Here is an 18502-nt window from a genome sequence, read left to right on the forward strand (position 1 = left end):
GAAGGCCGACCGCTAGGCAAACCCCGGTGGGTGCCGCGATGCGATGTGCGGCACCCATCCACCTGTTTCACCGTCTCCGGGAGTGATCATGGCACGTCACCGCTACGCACGGCAGCCGGCAGCCGGCATCCGTGGCCTGGTGATCAGTTCCAGGGATCTTCTCCTGTTGGCGATTTGCGTCGGGGGGCTGCTTGCGTCGTGGCTGGTCTACGGTGTATCCGGCCCACCGGATCCAGTCGCTTTCGACGCAGGGACGCGGCTGCTTTCGTCGCCGCCTCCCGCGAACAAGCCCGCGGCAAACCAGGCAGCCGTGGTCGCACCTGCCTCTAGGCGGGGAATGCCGCTCCCTGCGGCGTCGGCTCCTTTGCAGATTACCTACCCGGCGGCTGGCCTAAATGTGGTGGTTCACCCGCTGCGACCGGATCCCGCTGAAACTGGCGCGCACAGCATTGAGCCTCCGGAGACGATGGATGGATATTGGCTCAGTCCGTTCGGAACCCCGGGGGCGGGCTCGACGAATACCACGTACGTGATTGGGCACAGCTGGGAAGGCCTCGACGCCCCGTTCAACCATCTCAGCTACGCAGCAGCCCCGGGGGATGAGCTCAAAGTCGTCACGGAGACGGGAGCGATGACATACAAAGTCGAGTCCGTCACGACGTACACAAAATCGACTTTGAAGGACAGTCCCATCTGGACGGCGGTGCCCAGCCGCCTAGTCCTGATCAGCTGCTACACGCAGGATCTCTGGGGCAAGAATGTCGCAGTGGTTGCCTCACCAGTGCTCGGCCGGTAGCTCCCCCCTCCGAGAGTTCAAATGCTGAGACTATTTTGACCAGCATGTGGATGCCTTGGCAGTCTGAAAACATGAGTGCAACGCAACCCACCGCAACGATCAATCTGGCTGTCATTCCCGGCGACGGCATTGGCCCCGAAGTCATTGCCGAAGCCCTCAAGGTCCTGGAGAAGGTCGTTGCCGAAGAAGGCGTTGCCCTGGAGCGGACCGAATACAAGCTTGGAGCCCAGCACTGGCTCGAAACCGGTGAAACACTCCCCGATGAGGTCCTAGCTGACCTGCGCACCCGTGATGCCATCCTGTTCGGTGCCGTCGGTGCAGCCCCGGGGGATACCCGTATTCCTTCCGGCATCATTGAACGCGAGATGCTGCTCAAGCTCCGTTTCAGCCTGGATCACTTTGTGAACCTGCGCCCGTCACGGCTCTACGGCACGGTCGGCAGCCCTTTGGCCAACCCCGGCAATATCGATTTCATCGTGGTCCGCGAAGGCACCGAGGGTCCGTACGTCGGCAACGGCGGCACCCTGCGCGGAGGTACCGCCCATGAGGTCGCCACCGAGGTGTCATTGAACACGGCGCACGGCGTCGAGCGTGTTGTCCGTGATGCGTTCCGCCGCGCCAGCGAGCGGCCCCGCAGGCACGTCACCCTCGTCCACAAGCACAACGTCCTTGTCTTTGCCGGCCACTTGTGGAAGCGCACTGTTGAGGCCGTAGCCAAGGAATTCCCCGAGGTCACCCACGACTACCTGCACATCGACGCAGCCACCATCTTCATGGTGACCGACCCGTCCCGCTTCGATGTGATTGTCACCGACAACCTTTTTGGCGACATCATCACGGACCTCGCCGCGGCAATCACCGGTGGCATCGGCCTGGCAGCCTCGGGCAACATCAACATGGACCGCACCGCGCCCTCCATGTTCGAACCCGTCCACGGTTCCGCTCCGGACATCGCCGGCCAGCAGAAAGCGGATCCGACCGCCGCCATCCTGTCCGCGGCCCTGTTGCTGGAGCACCTCGGCTACACCACAGCCGCCCGCAGGATCGAAGCCGCCGTCGTGGCTGACATCGAAAGCCGCCGCGGCGAAACCCGCAGCACCGCGGCCATCGGCGACGCTATCGCAGCCGCACTTTAGGCCCTGCACTCGGGCGTAAGCTTTACTTGAATTATTTACCTGCTGCCGTGGTCCATCGCTGAACCATACCCTCCAAGAGATGGTTCGCTCTGCCAGGTAGCCGACTGGAGGAAACATGACTCAGACTGCCCACGGCGTCGAATTCAGCCAGCAGCTCTCGGAGACCCCGAAGTCTGCTGAGGAGCGTGCAGCGATCCTGGCAAACCCGGGATTTGGCGACTACTTCACCGACAACACCGTTATCGTCGACTACAGCGTTGACACCGAGGGCAAGGGCGGCTGGCACAATGCCCGCGTCGAGGCCTATGGGCCGATTTCCCTGGATCCTTCGGCGGCAGTGCTGCACTACGGCCAGGAGATCTTCGAAGGCCTCAAGGCCTACCGCCACGCCGACGGCTCCATTTGGACTTTCCGTCCTGAGGCCAACGCCGCTCGGCTGAACAAGTCGGCCCGCCGCTTGGCCCTCCCGGAACTGCCTGAGGAGTATTTCCTCGGCGCCATCCGCGAACTCGTGCAGGCGGACAAGGAATGGGTTCCGTCGGGCGACGGCGAAGCCCTGTACCTGCGCCCGTTCATGATCGCCACGGAGGCGTTCCTGGGTGTCCGCGCCGCCCGCGAGGTCTCGTTCCGGGTCATCGCGTCTCCGGCCGGCAACTACTTCGGCGGCGAGCTCAAGCCGGTGTCAATCTGGATCTCCCGTGAATACGCCCGCGCCGGCCGCGGAGGCACCGGTGCTGCCAAGTGTGGTGGAAACTACGCTGCTTCCCTGATCGCCCAGATGGAGGCCGAGGAGAACGGCTGCAAGCAGGTCCTCTTCCTGGACCACTTCAATGACGACGCCGTTGAGGAACTCGGCGGCATGAACGTCTTCTTCGTCATGAAGGACGGCTCGCTGGTCACCCCGGCGCTCACGGGAACCATCCTTGAAGGCGTGACCCGGTCCTCGGTCATTCAGGTGGCCAAGGACATGGGCCGCGAGGTTTCAGAACGCAAGATCACCCTCGCAGAGTGGCGGGACGGCGTGGCCTCGGGAGGGATCGCCGAGGTCTTCGCTTGCGGAACCGCGGCCGTCATCACGCCCATCGGCGTGCTCAAGGACAAAACCGAGTTCATCGGCTCCGAGGACGCCAAGGCAGGCGAAACCACCATGGCGATCCGCCAGCAGCTGCTCGGCATCCAGACCGGAACGGTTGAGGACAAACACGGCTGGCTGACCCGCCTCGCGTAAGGCTTGCCGGCTTCTGCAATGCCCGACGGCGGCCTCCCACTTCGGTGGGCAGGCCGCCGTCGGCGTTTCACGAGGGAACAGTTGGCTGGCCGGAAGCCAGGGTTACTCGGGCTGGGGCCTTTGAATCAGTGGTTCGATAAGTGCTTCCATCTTGGCCTGCAGATACTGCTGGCCGGCTGCGGAGGGGTGGTCACCGTCGGGCCCGATGAGGTTGTCGGCGTCGTCCATGATCCAGCCGAGGTCAATCGGATCCACGAAGCTGGCGCCGGCTTGCTGGGCGGCGGCCTTATCCTGGTCCCGTATCTCGAGTCTTTCCGGTTCCGGCGTACTCGTATACGACGGTGGACCAATCACCAGGATGTCGGCATGGGGAGCCCGGACCTTGACCGACGCAAAGGCCCGAGCCGCTGCAACTTGGGTCTCCCCCGGGGAGGCACCCATGTCATTTTCGGAACCAAAGAACACCACCAAACGCGTGGAGTCCGTTACTGCCTCGTCGACCTGGGAACCGAAGGTCGATCCGTCGTCGCCGACGCTGACGTAGCCGCTTCCATCCTGTGCCGCATTGACGATCGTTGCCTGAAACTGTTGAAAAACGGGATCGTTCTCCACAAGGTTTGGCCAGGCGTCGGCGGGTGAGGTGCCGTGTCCGGTACTGAGGGAATCTCCGATGATCACGACCGTTGGCTGTTTTGCGGACGCGGCAGCGCGGGGTCCCGCGTCGGACGAACAAGCATTAAGGGTCGCGAGAACGGAAAGGCAAACGGTTGCGATCGCCGTCGTGGTCCAGAGAAGTCCTCTTCGAGGGATTTGAGTCCGCAACAATTCGACCACTCCTCTGCATCTATTCAAGGCAATCCGCGCCCTAAATCAGCCCTGCCGGCGATCCGTTGATCTACTGGGCTTGTGCTGACGCCTTGACACCATGCTACGTCGTGTACTGGCTTTGCTCCTTGTGCAACTGCTCCAACTCCGGCAGCCAGCCATGTGACATGTGCCAAGATAGAATCGTGAATCCGGTCAATGATGCCTCTTTCCAGACCAGCAGTTTCCTCACCCGCTCACGCTTGGCACCCAATCCGGGGCCGATGAGCCTCGATGGGACCAACTCCTACGTCATTGCCGCGCCGGACGCTACCGGAGTGGTCGTCGTCGATCCAGGGCCGCTCGACGAATCGCATCTGGCCGCCCTCGCCGCCAGCGGAACGGTTGAGCTCGTTCTTATCACCCACCGCCACAAGGACCATACCGAGGCGTCCGCGCGCTTCCACGAACTCACCGGCGCTCCCGTCCGCGCGGCGGACCCGGCACACTGCCACGGTGGCGAGCCGCTCCGCGGTGACGAGGTCATCAAGGCAGCCGGGGTAGAGATCCATGTCCTTCCCACGCCGGGCCACACTTCTGATTCAGTGTGCTTCCATCTTCCCGGCGACGGGCCTGACGGCTCCGTGCTCACCGGCGACACCATCCTGGGACGAGGAACCACGGTCCTGGATTATCCCGACGGCAGGCTAAGGGACTACCTCGCGAGCCTCGACACGCTTGAAGGACTTGGTCCCGCAACTCTGTTGCCCGCACACGGGCCCGTCCTGCCGGCGGTGGACGCGGTCTGCCGGGAGTATCGGGCACACAGGGAGATGCGCCTGGATCAGATCCGTGAGGCCCTCGCACGACTCGGGGCGGAGGCCGAGGTGCAGGCTGTCACCGATGCCGTGTATCCCGACGTCGATCCTTCCGTGCGCTGGGCCGCGGAAACCTCGGTTGCCGCGCAATTGGACTATCTGCGCGGCTAGCGGACGCTGTCCGCAGCTGGGGAGCGTAGCGGCCGCGCTAACCACCGCGCGCGGACGGTACGCTAGAAACCATGCGTATCGCTCGGTTTGTTGTTGATTCTGATCCCGTCTACGGCGTCGTGGAAGGTGAGCCCGGCAGTGAAGTCATCACTGTCATTCACGGCGATCCCTTCTTCAACGGCGTTGAGCGGACCCCGGTCCGCCACAAGCTCGAAGACGTGCGCCTGCTGGCACCCATCATTCCGCGCAGCAAGGTGATCGGCGTCGGCCGGAACTTTGCTGATCACGCCCGGGAACTGGGCAATGAAGTTCCGCAGCATCCCCTGCTCTTCCTGAAGCCGAACACGGCCGTCGTTGGCCCCAACGACCCCATTGTGTTGCCCGAGTTCTCAGAAGAAGTTTCCTTCGAAGCGGAACTCTGCGTCGTCATCGGCCGCATTTGCAAGGACGTGCCCGAAAGCCGCGTGGACGATGTCATTTTCGGTTACACCTGCGGCAACGACCTCACAGCCCGCGACGTCCAGAAAACGGATCTGCAGTGGGCCCGCGCCAAGGGCTTCGACACCTCTGCGCCCCTGGGCCCGTGGATCGAGACCGACCTTGACCCCGAGGACCTGGCCATCAAAGGTTGGCTCAATGGCGAGCTTCGCCAGGACGGCAACACCAATCAGATGATCCGCAGCGTGCGTGAACTCGTGTCGATCGTTTCGCAAGCATTCACTTTGCTGCCCGGCGACGTCATCATGACAGGTACTCCGGCCGGCGTCGGTCTGGTACAGGAAGGCGATCGCTACGAGATCGAGATCGAAGGCATCGGCCGCTTGTCCAATCCGGTAGTCCGCCGCTGAGGCGTGACAGTCCGCCTGCTGCTTGACGCCAAGTGACAGTGGGGATTCCGCGAAGTGGCAGGCGGTAAAGTTGGAACCATTATGACTACTGTTGCTGCGTCGAACTCTGCCGCCATCCCTGCCGTGAATGCCGAAACCCCGGTCCGCGTCCGGTTCTGCCCCTCGCCCACGGGAACCCCGCACGTCGGATTGATCCGTACGGCCCTCTTCAACTGGGCCTACGCCCGGCACACCGGAGGCAAGCTGGTTTTCCGTATCGAGGACACTGACTCTGCCCGCGACAGCGAGGAAAGCTACCATCAGCTGCTTGATGCGCTGAAGTGGCTCGGCATCGACTGGGACGAGGGCGTCGAGGTCGGCGGACCGCATGAACCGTACCGTCAGTCGCAGCGCAGCGATATCTACAAGGACGTCATCGCCAAGCTGAAGGCCGGCGGTCACATCTACGAGTCGTACTCCACTCCGGACGAAATTGAAGCCCGGCACCGCGCTGCCGGCCGGGATCCCAAGCTCGGCTACGACGGCTTCGACCGGCATGTGACGGAAGAGCAGCTCGCCCAGTACAAGGCCGAAGGCCGCCAGGCCGTGCTGCGCCTGCGTATGCCGGACGAAGACCTGACCTTCAATGACCTCGTGCGCGGGGAGATCACGTTCAAGGCAGGCTCCGTGCCCGACTTTGCCGTGGTGCGGGCCAATGGTGCACCGCTGTACACCTTGGTGAATCCGGTCGACGACGCGCTCATGGGCATCACGCACATCCTGCGCGGTGAGGACCTGCTTAGCTCGACTCCGCGCCAGATCGCCCTCTACCGTGCGCTGTACGCCATCGGCGTCGCCGAATACATGCCGGAGTTCGGCCACCTTCCATACGTCATGGGCCAGGGGAACAAGAAGCTGTCCAAACGCGATCCGGAATCGAGCCTGTTCCTGCACCGCGAGCGTGGCTTCATCCGCGAGGGATTGCTCAACTACCTGTCGCTCCTGGGCTGGTCCCTGAGCGCCGACGAGGACATCTTCACCGTGGAGCAGCTCGTGGCCAACTTCGACATCCACGATGTCCTGGGCAACCCGGCGCGCTTCGACATCAAGAAGGCCGAAGCGATCAACGGCACGCACGTGCGTATGCTCACCCCTGACGACTTCCGGGAGCGGCTCGTTCCCTACCTGCGCGCTGCCGGTTTCGTGGGGGAGATCCTGACCCCGCGCCAGGAAGAGATCCTCGAGGAGGCCGCGCCGCTGGTCCAGGAACGGATCACCCTTCTGGGTGAGGCACCCGAGATGCTCGCCTTCCTTTTCAAGCAGGACGGCCACATCGACGTCGCGGACGACGCCCGCAAGGGCCTTCCCGAAAACCTGACCGAGGTGTTGGACGCTGCGTTGGCCGCGTTGGAACCGGTCGAGGACTGGACCGCCGAAAGCATCCAGACGGCGCTCAAGCAGGCCCTGGTGGAGGACCTCGGCGTCAAGCCGCGCCTTGCGTTCGGACCCGTGCGCACGGCCATCTCCGGCCGCCGCATCTCGCCACCGCTTTTTGAATCCATGGTCATCCTGGGCAAGGATTCCTCGCTCACCCGCTTGCGCTCGTTCCGCGGCTAGTCCAGGCTCGCCGTGATCAGCGCACTTCAGGAATCCTTTGGCACGGTCCAGGGTGTCCTCTTCGATATTGACGACACGCTTGTGGATCTCGAATACGCCATGACCACGGCGCTGCGTGACGTCAGCGAACATCTCCTGCCCGGCCTGGACCAGGCCGGGTGGGAGAAATTCGGACGGATATTCACTCACGAAACGACGCATTTCTATGACCGCTACCTCGCAGGCGAGTTAACGTTCAACGAGCAACGACTCCTGCGTGGCCGTGCCGCGCTAGGGCATTTCGGCGTTGAGCTTGGGGGCGAGGACTCCCACACATGGCTCAGCGACTACTCCCGCCTGCAGCCCAGCTATGTAAGGGCCTTCAGCGACGTAGTTCCCGTGCTTGACGCCCTGGATGCCGCCGGCATTCCTTATGGCGCCGTGAGCAATAACGTCCACGATTACCAGCGGGTCAAACTCGACAGCGCAGGACTCGCAAGGATCACGGTGCTTGTGGGAACGGACACTGTTGGTGTGCCCAAGCCGGACCCCGCCATATACCTCGAGGGGGTCCGCCGCCTGGGCACGATTCCGGCCGAGACGCTCTTCGTCGGCGACAACCGGTTGCTCGACGCCGATGGCGCCACTGCGGCCGGATTGCAAGGCGTCTGGCTGAACCGTACAGGTGGGGCCACGTCCGGCTTTTCCGGCCACGAAATAGACTCCCTGTCGCGGCTGCTCGCCTGAGCCTTTGCTGCTCGCCTGAACAGAGGCGGGCTTCGGCGGCTACGCGCCGAGCCGGAACTTCCGGAGGAAGACAAACGCGCCCACGGAGCCCGCACCCAGGACGCCCACAAGTCCAAGCGCCGTGCCGGTATCTGACTTTTCAGCCATGCTCGACGGCGATACCGCAGCGGCCCCCTGATGGAGTTCTGCCGTGCCCGCCGCGATCCGGGCATTCCCGTCCGCGAGTTTGTCGGCTCCGGTAGACAGCTGGGCCGAGCCCGCAGCCAGTTTGGCGTTTCCTTCGGACAATTTCGAGGCGCCCGCGGCCAATGCAGTGGAGCCGTCGAGAAGACCGGGGGAGGAGGGATCGGCGGGGCTGCCCTTGATGCCCGCCATCAGCGATTCCGTGCCCGACGCCATTCGTGACGTTCCATCCGTCATGCTGGCCGTGGCCTTGAGGAGCCCCGGGTGTTCGGGGTCGCCCGGAACGCCGTCCATGCCCACGCGGATCCTTGCCGTTCCATCGGCAAGCATCTGGGTTCCCAGAACCACGCCCGGAGAGGCCGGGTCCTGGCTGTTGAGCTTCTGGGCGAGCGTCGCGAAGCCAGCTGTCAGCTTCCCGGTTCCTGCCGCCAGTTTCCCCGTGCCGTCGGCGAGCCTTCGGGTACCGTCGTGCAGTTGCCCCGCCCCGGCTTGGAGCTGGCCCGCGCCCGCCTGTAATTGCGCGGCTCCGGCATCAAGGCGATGTGCGCCATCGTTGAGGGCATTGATCTGGGCCCTCAGCACTGCGAGTGGCACTACGCCCTGGACTCCGTTGGCGGCATCGGCGAGCTGCTGCAGCCCTTGGGCCAAGGCTGCGGTTCCTGTCCCCTTGGTGGGATCGTTTCCGGCGCCCGGGTAGCCCTTGAGCTGATCAGTGCCAGCCGCCAGACTCGCGGTACCCGCGTCGAGCCGGGCAGCGCCGGCGTCGAGCTGTGCGGCGCCGTTGTTGAGCTGGACTGCCCCATTGTTGAGCTGCGTGGCGCCATCGGCGAGGTTGTTTTCGGCGTTGCCGGCCGGCGTCGGGGTCAGGGCCGCGGAGAGCTGAACAGCCCCGGCCGCAAGCTTCTGCGCGCCGTCGTCCACTTTGTAGACTCCTGGCGCAAGCTTGGCGTTGACATCGTTCTGGATCTTCACCGCCCCTGTAGCCAGTTTGTCGGCGCCATCCTTCAACTGTTGGGCTCCCGGTGCCAGTTTGCCCTGGATTCCGGTTTGGACCTTCGACGCGCCATCAGCCAGTTTGGCCGCGCCAGTCCCGGCTTCCGCGGCTCCTCCCGCAAGCCTTGCCGCACCGTCTTTGAGCTGTCCGGCGCCGGCTGATGCCTGTCCTGCGCCGTCATTGAGCTGCTCGGATCCTGCAGCGATCTTCCCAATGACCAATGTGTAAAACCCGAGGAGGGCGATCAGTAGGAGGGCGAGCACACCGATGGCGATCATCTGGGCCCGGCTGCGTGTTGTGGTGGCGATGGCAGGGTTCCGTGTCATGGGCGATTCCTCTCGATGACTTCCCGACGGCGACGCTGCTGCCGGGGATCCCCCCATGTGACGCAGCTAACAGGCGACGTGACCTGTGGCTGTGCCACGAAACAAGTGTTTGGCATTGGTTACCGAGTGGTAACTTACCGAGAGTAAACTTAACCCTCGGGGTATTGCAAGGGTTTTTTGCTCTCATTGGCGGATCATTGAGCGTAGGACGGTGACGGTCGCGTGACCGTGCGCTCGATTTGTGCGCATCGAGAGTCTCGGGTAAAGTAATTACTCGTGCTAAGGGGCACGGAGCGAAGGTTTACGCCATCGAATCCGGCCTAAAAGCGCCAATGGGATATGGTGTAATTGGCAACACTACGGTTTCTGGTACCGTCATTCTAGGTTCGAGTCCTGGTATCCCAGCTCTGAATAATCCATGTATTTGCGTGGTAATTTGGAAGTTTTGAAGCGGTTCGCCGATTTGAAACAACGTTGAATGTATGAAATACTCATTCAGCTTGAATGCCGGAAGCGGTATTCAAAACGCAGTAATTCAAAGTACAAGGCCCCATCGTATAGCGGCCTAGTACGCTGCCCTCTCACGGCGGTAACGCGGGTTCGAATCCCGCTGGGGTCACAACATGAATCCCCCGGAACCACCAGGTTCCGGGGGATTTTTCTTTGCCCAAGGTGCGGGTGGAACATCGGACACCGTACCTTCCTCCCCTTGTTTGCCGCCCGAAAGTCCCCAAATGATGCGACCCGCCGTGTCGCAAGCGCTTTCCCATATCAAAAAAAGGGGAGAGTGGTACGGGTGGCAGCTCAGGTGGTCTTCTGGAGGGCTTCCGCGGCGTCTCTGACCTTGATGAGCGTGCGCAGGTTCCGGGTGGTGGTGCTTGCCTTGTAGCGGGCCTTTGAAGAGAGCTTGCTGAAGGGGCTGTCCAATGTGCCTCCTGCTGGGGCGAGCCAGGCCGAAGCCTCGGCGCCCAAGCGGACTTGCTCGACGCCGCCCTGTCCCGGCGTGCCGAGGGCTGTGCCGGCGTCGAACAGTTCGTCCAACATGGCCGTGTCCGAAGCTAGGGTGATGTAGCTGTGCGTGGTCTTGTCGTCGGCGGGATAGGGGCAGGCTTCCACCAGTTCGGCAACCCGTTCTGCGGTCAGGACCACTACCCAGGCGTCATAACCGAATGCGTCCCTCAGGCATTTCTCGCATTGCTCTTTGACTTCGGCCGCGTCCAGATCGCTCTGAAGGACAACGTTGCCGCTGGCAAGCAGGGTCTTGACCCCGGTGAAGGGGTATGCCTTGAGGGCCACTTTGAGGTCGGCCATCTTGATGTTGATCCCGCCAACGTTGATCCCACGCAGGAACACGGCAAAGCTGTTCATGCGCCCACCCTACATGCGCCCACCCTACGTGCGCCCATTCATTGCCGAGAGGGGTCGAGGAGAGCGGATCAGTCGTTGTTCTTGCGCAGGGCTTCCGTCAGCACCCGGGCGGCATTGCAGACGACCTCGGCATGGAGCCGCCCGGGTTGGCGGGTCAGGCGCTCGATGGGGCCCGAGATGGACACCGCAGCAATGACCCGGCCGGAAGGGCCGCGCACCGGTGCGGAGACTGAGGCGACACCGGGCTCGCGTTCGCCCAGGCTCTGAGCCCAGCCCCGACGTCGTACTCCCGCCAGGACCGTCGGGGTGAATCGGGCATTCTGAAGTCCGTCCAGAAGCCGGTCGTGGTCTTCCCACGCCAGTAGGATTTGCGCGGCGGAGCCGGCCTTCATGGACAGCTGGGTTCCGACGGGTATGGTGTCGCGCAGGCCGATCGGGCGTTCGGCCGAAGCGACGCACACGCGCCAGTCGCCCTGCCGGCGGAAGATCTGAGCGCTTTCGCCGGTGGCGTCCCGGAGCTGGATGAGGACAGGACCGGCCGAGGCGATGAGCCTGTCTTCGCCGGCCGCCGAGGCGAGCTCAACGAGGCGGCTGCCCAAGACGAAGCGCCCTTGGATGTCACGGCTCACGAGGCGGTGGTGGACCAGGGCCAGTGCCAGCCGGTGCACAGTGGGACGGGCCAGCCCGGTTGCGGCCACAAGTTGAGCGAGGGTGGTTGGTCCCGCCTCAAGTGCGTCGAGCACCTGGGCCGCTTTATCGATGACGCCGACTCCACTAGAATTGTCCATGTAATGATATTGCCGTCTCAATATCTGAGATGCAAGTTGTTTCGCTGGCGCAGTTTGAATCGCTGATGTTCAGTGGAAGTAGTCAAGCCAACCGCAGTGAAGGGAGCAGGCCGTGGGAAAGACACTGGCCGAGAAAGTTTGGGATGCGCACGTGGTGCGCAAGGGCGAAGGCGAAGGAGCCAACGCCCAGCCCGATCTTCTGTTCATCGACTTGCACCTCGTGCATGAAGTGACTTCGCCGCAGGCCTTTGAGGGTCTCCGGTTGGCCGGCCGCAAACTGCGCCGGCCGGACCTCACCATCGCGACCGAAGACCACAACACTCCCACCCTGGACATCGACAAGCCGATTGCCGATCTCACCAGCCGCACGCAGATCCAGACCTTGCGCAACAACTGCCAGGAGTTCGGCGTCCGCCTGCACTCGCTCGGCGATGCCGAACAGGGCATCGTGCACGTGGTCGGCCCGCAGCTTGGGCTCACCCAGCCTGGCATGACGGTTGTGTGTGGCGATTCCCACACTTCCACGCACGGTGCGTTCGGCGCGCTGGCCATGGGCATCGGCACCTCCGAGGTGGAACACGTCATGGCCACCCAGACGCTGTCCCTCAAGCCGTTCAAGACCATGGCGATCAACGTTGGGGGCACCCTGCGCCCGGGCGTGTCTGCAAAGGACATCATCCTGGCGGTCATCGCCAGGATCGGTACGGGTGGCGGCCAAGGCTACGTGCTGGAGTACCGTGGATCGGCCATCCGCGCGCTTTCCATGGATGCCCGCATGACCATCTGCAACATGTCGATTGAAGCCGGTGCCCGCGCAGGCCTGGTGGCTCCGGACCAGACCACCTACGACTACATGTACGGCCGTCCCCACGCCCCCCGGGGCGAGGAATGGGATGCCGCCGTCGAATACTGGAACACGCTGCACACCGACGACGACGCCACCTTCGATGTCGAGGTGGACCTCGACGCCGATACCTTGGAGCCGTTCGTAACCTGGGGGACCAACCCGGCCCAGGGTATTTCGCTCAACGAATCGGTTCCGTTCCCCGAGGACTTCGGCGACGAAAATGCAAAGCTGGCTGCCGAACGCGCGTTGCAGTACATGGGCCTCGAGGCCGGTACGCCGATGAAGGACATTCGGGTGGACACGGTGTTCCTCGGTTCCTGCACCAACTCCCGCATCGAGGACCTGCGTGCCGCGGCCGATGTTATCCGTGGCCGGGAAAAGGACCCGAAGGTACGGATGCTGGTGGTCCCCGGGTCGGCACGCGTCCGTCTCGAGGCCGAGGCCGAGGGACTGGACCAGGTGTTCAAGGAATTCGGTGCCGAGTGGCGGTTCGCCGGCTGCTCCATGTGCCTGGGCATGAACCCGGACCAGCTCGAACCAGGGGAGCGCTGCGCATCCACCTCGAACCGCAACTTCGAAGGACGCCAGGGCAAGGGCGGCCGCACGCATTTGGTCTCACCGGTTGTGGCCGCTGCCACCGCCGTGCGCGGGACGCTGAGCTCGCCGTCGGACCTGGCGCCCGCCTCCGTCTCCGCATCCACCACCACCGACGCCGCCTAGGAGGATTCCCATGGAAAAGTTCACAACCCACACCGGCATCGGTGTCCCGTTGCGCCAAAGCAATGTGGACACGGACCAGATCATTCCCGCCGTCTACCTCAAGCGGATTACCCGTACCGGCTTCGAGGACGCACTGTTCTCAGCGTGGCGCAAGGACCCGTCCTTCATCCTGAACCAGGAGCCCTTCACCGCTGGATCGGTCCTGGTGGCGGGCCCCGATTTCGGCACCGGTTCGTCCCGCGAACACGCAGTCTGGGCGCTGAAGGACTACGGATTCAAAGCCGTGTTGTCTTCCCGTTTCGCGGACATCTTCCGCGGCAACTCGGGCAAGCAGGGCCTCCTGGCTGCCGAGCTTGCCCAAGACGATATCGAGCTCATCTGGAAAGTGCTTGAAAACGCTCCGGGCACCGAAGTCAAGGTTGACCTTGTGTCCAAAACCGTTGAATGCGGCAACGTCGTGGCACCGTTCGAGATCGACGACTACACCCGCTGGCGCCTCCTGGAGGGCTTGGACGACATTGGATTGACACTCCAGCACGAGGAAGACATCACGGCCTACGAGGCCACCAGGCCTTCCTTCAAGCCGAAAACCCTGCCGGCACGGATCCAGTAGGTCAGCAGGAAGGACCGGCCGGGACGAAGATCCGCGCCGGTCCTTTTCTGTCGGCGGAAACACTTCGGGGCGTGCTCTATTTCGAATCGGTAACGTCAGCTTTTATGCTTAGCTGGAGCCTTCGTAAGTATGGGGGCATCAACTCGTGAGGAAACCGGTATAGATGAGTAGTGTCCTGACAATCCGCGGCGGCGTCCCCTTGACCGGCCGCGTCACCGTCAGAGGTGCCAAGAACCTTGTTCCCAAGGCCATGGTGGCTTCGCTCCTCGGCAACGAACCCTCGGTGCTGCGGAACGTCCCGGAAATCAAGGACGTGGAGGTCGTCACCAGCCTGCTGCAGCTCCATGGCGTGACTGTTCAGAAGGATCCCGTCACTGGCGATCTCACGCTGGATCCCAAGAACGCCAAGACAGCGTCCAGCACCGCGATTGACGCTCACGCGGGGGACTCCCGCATCCCGATCCTGCTGTGCGGGCCGCTGATCCATGCCATTGGAGAAGCGTTCATTCCAGACCTCGGCGGCTGCAAGATCGGCGACAGACCCATCGATTACCACCTCAACGTGCTCCGCCAGTTTGGCGCCGTCGTCGAAAAGCGCCCGGGCGGCATCCACATTTCCGCTCCCAAGGGTCTCCACGGTGCCAAGATCTCCCTCCCTTACCCTTCGGTGGGAGCCACGGAACAGGTACTGTTGAGCGCCACCCGCGCCGAGGGCATCACGGAACTCAGCGGTGCCGCCACCGAGCCAGAAATCATCGACCTCATAGCTGTCCTTCAAAAGATGGGCGCTATCATCAGCGTCCAGACGGACCGCACCATCAGGATCGAAGGCGTCAAGGACCTTGGCGGCTACGACCACCGCGCGCTGCCTGACCGCAACGAATCGGCGTCGTGGGCTTCCGCTGCTTTGGTGACCCGTGGAGATATCTTCGTCGAGGGCGCTTCGCAGCGAGACATGATGACTTTCCTGAACACGTACCGAAAGGTAGGTGGCGGCATGGATATCCGAGAGGACGGCATCCGCTTCTACCACCCGGGCGGCAAGCTCAGCCCACTCGTCCTTGAAACCGATGTGCACCCGGGATTCATGACCGACTGGCAGCAGCCGTTGGTAGTCGCCCTGACCCAGGCCGAAGGGGTGTCGATCGTGCACGAAACCGTGTACGAAAACCGCTTTGGCTTTACCGATGCGCTGACCCGCATGGGTGCCACGATCCAGGTCCACCGTGAATGCCTCGGAAGCGTGCCGTGCCGGTTCGGCCAGCGCAATTTCCTGCATTCCGCCGTCATCTCGGGACCGACCCCGCTCAGGGGCACCGACATCGATATCCCTGATCTCCGCGGCGGATTCAGCCACCTTATTGCGGCGCTTGCCGCAACCGGCACGTCCAGGGTGACCGGGATCGACATCATCAACCGTGGCTATGAGCGCTTCACTGAAAAGCTCGCCGGCCTGGGTGCCGATTTCGACCTCACCGACTCCAAGTAACGGGGGACACCTTGAAGGAACCGGCCCAGAGCCGTGCCATGTTCGCTGTTCTCGCGGGTATAGCGCGCCCGCTCATGAACATCCTCATGGCAAAGAAGTGGGAGGGGACTGAAAAGCTCCCCGCAGGTGGCTTCATTGCCGCCCCGAACCATTGCACCGAGATCGACCCCATTGTGGTGGGGCACATGCTTTACAACATGAAGCGTCCACCGCATTTCCTTGCGAAGTCGGGCCTTTTCAAGGCCCCCGTCCTAGGTAGCCTGTTGCGCGCAACGAACCAGATTCCGGTGGAACGCTCGACGACGGGAGCGAACCGCTCGCTGCAAGCCGCCCAGAACGTGGTAGACGCAGGAGGTGCCATCATCATCTATCCGGAGGGCACCCTGACCCGCGACCCTGATTTGTGGCCGATGAAGGGCCACACGGGAGCTGCGCGCCTGGCGATCCAGACAGGAGCTCCCGTGGTTCCAATCGCCCATTGGGGCGCCCATGAAGTCTTCCCGCGGTATGCCAAGCGTCTGTATGTCTTCCCCCGGAAGACCTCCCGCATCCTGGTGGGCGATCCGGTGGACCTCAGTGCTTTCCACGGTCGGACCTTGGACCGCGCCACCTTGGTAGAAGCGACCGACATCATCATGGACGCCATCACGGAACTCCTGGCTACCTTGCGCGGGGAAGAACCTCCTGCGGAACGCTGGGATCCCGCAGCCCACAACCAGTCCAAGCACGGTCGCTTCCAAGCGACTGAAGAAACCGGCACCAACGGCGTGGACGGACAAAAGTGACCGCTGGCGAGGCACCCATGTCCAATACGGCGGTAGTCGCCGTTCTCGGTGCTGGATCCTGGGGCACCACGTTCGCCAAGGTCCTCGCGGATGCGGCAATAGCCACCGGCACAGAGCGCAGCATCCGCATTTGGGGCCGACGGGACGAAGTGGTTGCCCAGATCAACACGGAGCACCGCAATGCGCAGTATTTGAAGGACATCGCGTTGCCCGATTGCATCACGGCGTCAACGGACGTATCCGAGGTCCTTGCCGGTGCCGGGATCGTCATTCTCGCTGTGCCGGCGCAATCGCTTCGGCTGCAACTGCGCAAATGGAAGCCGCTCGTGGCTCCGGACGCCATTGTTGTCTCCCTCATGAAGGGCCTTGAACTCGGCACGGACTCGCGCATGAGCCAGGTTATTTCCGAGGAACTCGACATCCCGCAGGAGCGGGTTGCCGTGGTTTCGGGGCCCAACCTGGCCATGGAAATCGCGCGGCAAGAACCGACGGCTTCCGTAGTGGCATGCAGCGACGAGGCCACCGCCGCCGAAATTGCGCACTGCTGCACTGCGCCGTACTTCCGCCCCTACACCAGCAATGATGTCGTGGGCGTCGAAATCGGCGGCATCGTGAAAAACGTCATCGCCCTCGCCGTCGGCATCTGCGAAGGCAAGCAGATGGGTGACAACACGAAGGCCTCGGTGATCACCCGTGGCCTCGCGGAGACATCGCGGCTTGCCCTTGCCTTGGGTGGCGAGGCCCGCACCATGGCAGGTCTTGCTGGCCTGGGTGACCTTGTGGCGACCTGCTCCTCGCCGCTTTCCCGCAACCATACGGCGGGCCGTTTGCTCGGCGAAGGCCTGACCCTTGACCAGGTTACGGAGCGAATGACGCAGACCGCGGAAGGCATCAAGTCCGGGTACGCTGTCTACGAACTAGCCGGAAAACTCGGTGTCGAAATGCCGATCACGGCGGCCGTGGTAGCCGTCCTTGAAGGCAAACTATCCGTTGATGAACTTGGGCCCAGACTCCTGGCCCGCTCCCTGAAGTCCGAAGGCGATTACTGACTGTGACCGAAGAATCCTTGTCTGCCGGAGCTGCTGACTCCCCTGGAACTGCTGCTTCCGCAAAACCCTCCGAACGTCGTCGGCCGCGCGTCGCAGTACTCTTTGGAGGCCGCTCAAGCGAGCACGCGGTCAGCTGCGTGACGGCTGCCGGAGTCATGGGCGCCATCGACAAGACCAAGTACGACGTCGTCCCCATCGGGATCGCGAAGTCCGGCCAGTGGGTGATCCCGTCGGCTGATATCAGCAAGTGGTCATTGAGCGCCGCGGCCCTGCCCGAGGTCGCACCGTCCGGGAAGACCGTCACGCTTGCCGAGGTGGGCGGAGCCCACCAGTTGATCGTCACGGCACCGAACGCCGTGCCCGAGGAACTGGGTTCCGTGGACGTCGTTTTCCCGCTCCTGCACGGGCCTTGGGGCGAAGACGGAACGGTCCAGGGACTCCTGGAGCTTTCTGACACCCGGTACGTGGGAGCCGGAGTTTTGGCATCCGCGGTCGGCATGGATAAGCACTTCATGAAGGTCGTTTTCGAGGCTGCCGGCCTTACCGTGGGACCCTACGTTGCCGTCACGGACCGCGAATGGATCAACGACGCTGAAGCCGTCCGCAAGCGCGTGGACCGCCTCGGCTTCCCAGTCTTCGTGAAGCCCGCTCGCGCCGGTTCGTCCATGGGGATTTCCAAAGTCGATTCCATGGACGGGTTGGATGCCGCCGTCGAGGAGGCACGTCGGCACGACCTCAAACTGGTGATCGAGGCCGGCATTGTTGGCCGGGAAATCGAGTGCGCCGTCCTCGAAGGACGCGGTACTGCGGCGCCGCGCACCTCCATGCCCGGAGAGATTGCCGTCGCTCCAGGCGAGCACGAATTCTATGACTTCAATGCCAAGTACGTGGAAGACGGCGCCGCTGCCTTGAGCTGTCCGGCTGATATTCCAGACGAGGCCATCGCCCGCGTGCGCGAGCTTGCTGCCGCAGCGTTCGATGCCGTCGGTGCTGAAGGCCTCAGCCGTGTGGACTTCTTCTACACCCCGGACGGCGAGCTCATCATCAACGAGATCAACACGATGCCCGGATTCACCCCCAAGAGCATGTATCCGCAGATGTGGGCGGCTTCCGGGATGAGCTATGCCGAGCTGATCGACGAACTCATCTACCTGGCCCTCAATCGGAAAACCGGCTTGCGCTGAAAACCGGCCGGCGCTGAAAGCCGGCTCCAGCGT

At 63.1% G+C, this 18502-nt stretch carries 17 protein-coding genes and 2 tRNA genes; 15 read left to right on the plus strand and 4 right to left on the minus strand.

Annotation, left to right across the window (positions count from 1 at the left end; translation table 11 throughout):
- Positions 1–88: 88 nt before the first annotated feature.
- The 3 genes from OW521_RS20140 (at position 89) to OW521_RS20150 (ending at position 3160) form a co-directional block, all read left to right on the plus strand.
- The gene (locus OW521_RS20140; protein WP_268021299.1) at positions 89–796 is read left to right on the plus strand and encodes a class F sortase; all 708 of its coding nucleotides are present in this window, start codon (positions 89–91) and stop codon (positions 794–796) included.
- 71 nt (positions 797–867) lie between these two features.
- Entirely contained in the window at positions 868–1932 is a 1065-nt protein-coding gene (locus tag OW521_RS20145; protein WP_442781181.1) for a 3-isopropylmalate dehydrogenase, read from the plus strand.
- A 115-nt stretch (positions 1933–2047) separates the two neighbouring features.
- Entirely contained in the window at positions 2048–3160 is a 1113-nt protein-coding gene (locus OW521_RS20150; RefSeq protein ID WP_268021300.1) for a branched-chain amino acid aminotransferase, read from the plus strand.
- Positions 3161–3262: 102 nt separating this feature from the next.
- Here OW521_RS20150 and OW521_RS20155 read toward each other — a convergent pair whose 3' ends face one another.
- A complete protein-coding gene (locus OW521_RS20155) occupies positions 3263–3838 on the minus strand; it encodes an SGNH/GDSL hydrolase family protein (protein ID WP_268021301.1) in 576 nt (191 codons plus the stop codon).
- A 332-nt stretch (positions 3839–4170) separates the two neighbouring features.
- Between OW521_RS20155 and OW521_RS20160 the strand changes: the two genes are divergently transcribed.
- From OW521_RS20160 to OW521_RS20175, 4 genes are all read left to right on the plus strand, one after another.
- A complete protein-coding gene (locus tag OW521_RS20160; protein WP_268021302.1) occupies positions 4171–4953 on the plus strand; it encodes an MBL fold metallo-hydrolase in 783 nt (260 codons plus the stop codon).
- Between the two features lie 71 nt (positions 4954–5024).
- Entirely contained in the window at positions 5025–5801 is a 777-nt protein-coding gene (locus tag OW521_RS20165) for a fumarylacetoacetate hydrolase family protein (protein WP_268021303.1), read from the plus strand.
- Positions 5802–5882: 81 nt separating this feature from the next.
- Positions 5883–7397, plus strand: coding sequence for a glutamate--tRNA ligase (gltX, locus tag OW521_RS20170; RefSeq protein ID WP_268021304.1), 1515 nt, complete (start codon positions 5883–5885; stop codon positions 7395–7397).
- Between the two features lie 12 nt (positions 7398–7409).
- Positions 7410–8123 (plus strand): HAD family hydrolase, encoded by a 714-nt coding sequence (locus OW521_RS20175; protein ID WP_268021305.1) that lies wholly within the window; start codon positions 7410–7412, stop codon positions 8121–8123.
- A 39-nt stretch (positions 8124–8162) separates the two neighbouring features.
- On the opposite strand, the gene OW521_RS20180 is transcribed toward OW521_RS20175, so the two are convergent.
- Positions 8163–9626, minus strand: coding sequence for a hypothetical protein (locus tag OW521_RS20180; RefSeq protein ID WP_268021306.1), 1464 nt, complete (start codon positions 9624–9626; stop codon positions 8163–8165).
- Positions 9627–9959: 333 nt separating this feature from the next.
- Between OW521_RS20180 and OW521_RS20185 the strand changes: the two genes are divergently transcribed.
- Both OW521_RS20185 and OW521_RS20190 read left to right on the plus strand, forming a co-directional pair.
- Positions 9960–10031, plus strand: a tRNA-Gln gene (locus tag OW521_RS20185).
- A 141-nt stretch (positions 10032–10172) separates the two neighbouring features.
- Positions 10173–10245: transfer RNA gene (locus OW521_RS20190), tRNA-Glu, on the plus strand.
- Positions 10246–10430: 185 nt separating this feature from the next.
- Here OW521_RS20190 and OW521_RS20195 read toward each other — a convergent pair.
- Together OW521_RS20195 and OW521_RS20200 are read right to left on the minus strand one after the other, a co-directional pair.
- Positions 10431–10994, minus strand: coding sequence for a DUF1697 domain-containing protein (locus OW521_RS20195; protein ID WP_268021307.1), 564 nt, complete (start codon positions 10992–10994; stop codon positions 10431–10433).
- A gap of 68 nt (positions 10995–11062) precedes the next feature.
- The gene (locus OW521_RS20200) at positions 11063–11782 is read right to left on the minus strand and encodes an IclR family transcriptional regulator (RefSeq protein ID WP_028264661.1); all 720 of its coding nucleotides are present in this window, start codon (positions 11780–11782) and stop codon (positions 11063–11065) included.
- Positions 11783–11894: 112 nt separating this feature from the next.
- Here OW521_RS20200 and leuC point away from each other — a divergent pair, with 112 nt between their 5' ends.
- From leuC to OW521_RS20230, 6 genes are all read left to right on the plus strand, one after another.
- Complete coding sequence (gene leuC / locus OW521_RS20205; RefSeq protein WP_268021308.1) at positions 11895–13349, plus strand: 3-isopropylmalate dehydratase large subunit; 1455 nt, start codon at positions 11895–11897, stop codon at positions 13347–13349.
- Between the two features lie 10 nt (positions 13350–13359).
- Entirely contained in the window at positions 13360–13962 is a 603-nt protein-coding gene (gene leuD / locus OW521_RS20210; protein WP_268021309.1) for a 3-isopropylmalate dehydratase small subunit, read from the plus strand.
- Positions 13963–14125: 163 nt separating this feature from the next.
- On the plus strand, positions 14126–15451 hold the full coding sequence (gene murA / locus OW521_RS20215; protein WP_268021310.1) for a UDP-N-acetylglucosamine 1-carboxyvinyltransferase: 1326 nt from the start codon (positions 14126–14128) through the stop codon (positions 15449–15451).
- A gap of 11 nt (positions 15452–15462) precedes the next feature.
- A complete protein-coding gene (locus tag OW521_RS20220; RefSeq protein ID WP_268021311.1) occupies positions 15463–16236 on the plus strand; it encodes a lysophospholipid acyltransferase family protein in 774 nt (257 codons plus the stop codon).
- Between the two features lie 17 nt (positions 16237–16253).
- Positions 16254–17285 carry an NAD(P)H-dependent glycerol-3-phosphate dehydrogenase gene (locus OW521_RS20225; protein ID WP_268026015.1) on the plus strand — a complete coding sequence of 344 codons (1032 nt, stop codon included), beginning with the start codon at positions 16254–16256 and terminating at the stop codon, positions 17283–17285.
- Between the two features lie 17 nt (positions 17286–17302).
- Positions 17303–18469, plus strand: a complete 1167-nt coding sequence (locus tag OW521_RS20230) for a D-alanine--D-alanine ligase family protein (protein ID WP_268026017.1) — start codon at positions 17303–17305, stop codon at positions 18467–18469.
- Positions 18470–18502: the final 33 nt, after the last annotated feature.

Source organism: Arthrobacter sp. MMS18-M83, from assembly GCF_026683955.1.
Taxonomy (GTDB): Bacteria; Actinomycetota; Actinomycetes; order Actinomycetales; family Micrococcaceae; genus Arthrobacter.

Bases quoted from the DNA above. Each gene is read 5' to 3' on its own strand.
- OW521_RS20140 (WP_268021299.1), top strand. From the start codon at position 89: ATGGCACGTCACCGCTACGCACGGCAGCCGGCAGCCGGCATCCGTGGC.
- OW521_RS20150 (WP_268021300.1), top strand. From the start codon at position 2,048: ATGACTCAGACTGCCCACGGCGTCGAATTCAGCCAGCAGCTCTCGGAG.
- leuD (WP_268021309.1), top strand. From the start codon at position 13,360: ATGGAAAAGTTCACAACCCACACCGGCATCGGTGTCCCGTTGCGCCAA.
- murA (WP_268021310.1), top strand. From the start codon at position 14,126: ATGAGTAGTGTCCTGACAATCCGCGGCGGCGTCCCCTTGACCGGCCGC.
- OW521_RS20145 (WP_442781181.1), top strand. From the start codon at position 868: ATGAGTGCAACGCAACCCACCGCAACGATCAATCTGGCTGTCATTCCC.
- gltX (WP_268021304.1), top strand. From the start codon at position 5,883: ATGACTACTGTTGCTGCGTCGAACTCTGCCGCCATCCCTGCCGTGAAT.
- OW521_RS20200 (WP_028264661.1), bottom strand. From the start codon at position 11,782: ATGGACAATTCTAGTGGAGTCGGCGTCATCGATAAAGCGGCCCAGGTG.
- OW521_RS20180 (WP_268021306.1), bottom strand. From the start codon at position 9,626: ATGACACGGAACCCTGCCATCGCCACCACAACACGCAGCCGGGCCCAG.
- OW521_RS20195 (WP_268021307.1), bottom strand. From the start codon at position 10,994: ATGAACAGCTTTGCCGTGTTCCTGCGTGGGATCAACGTTGGCGGGATC.
- OW521_RS20225 (WP_268026015.1), top strand. From the start codon at position 16,254: ATGTCCAATACGGCGGTAGTCGCCGTTCTCGGTGCTGGATCCTGGGGC.
- OW521_RS20165 (WP_268021303.1), top strand. From the start codon at position 5,025: ATGCGTATCGCTCGGTTTGTTGTTGATTCTGATCCCGTCTACGGCGTC.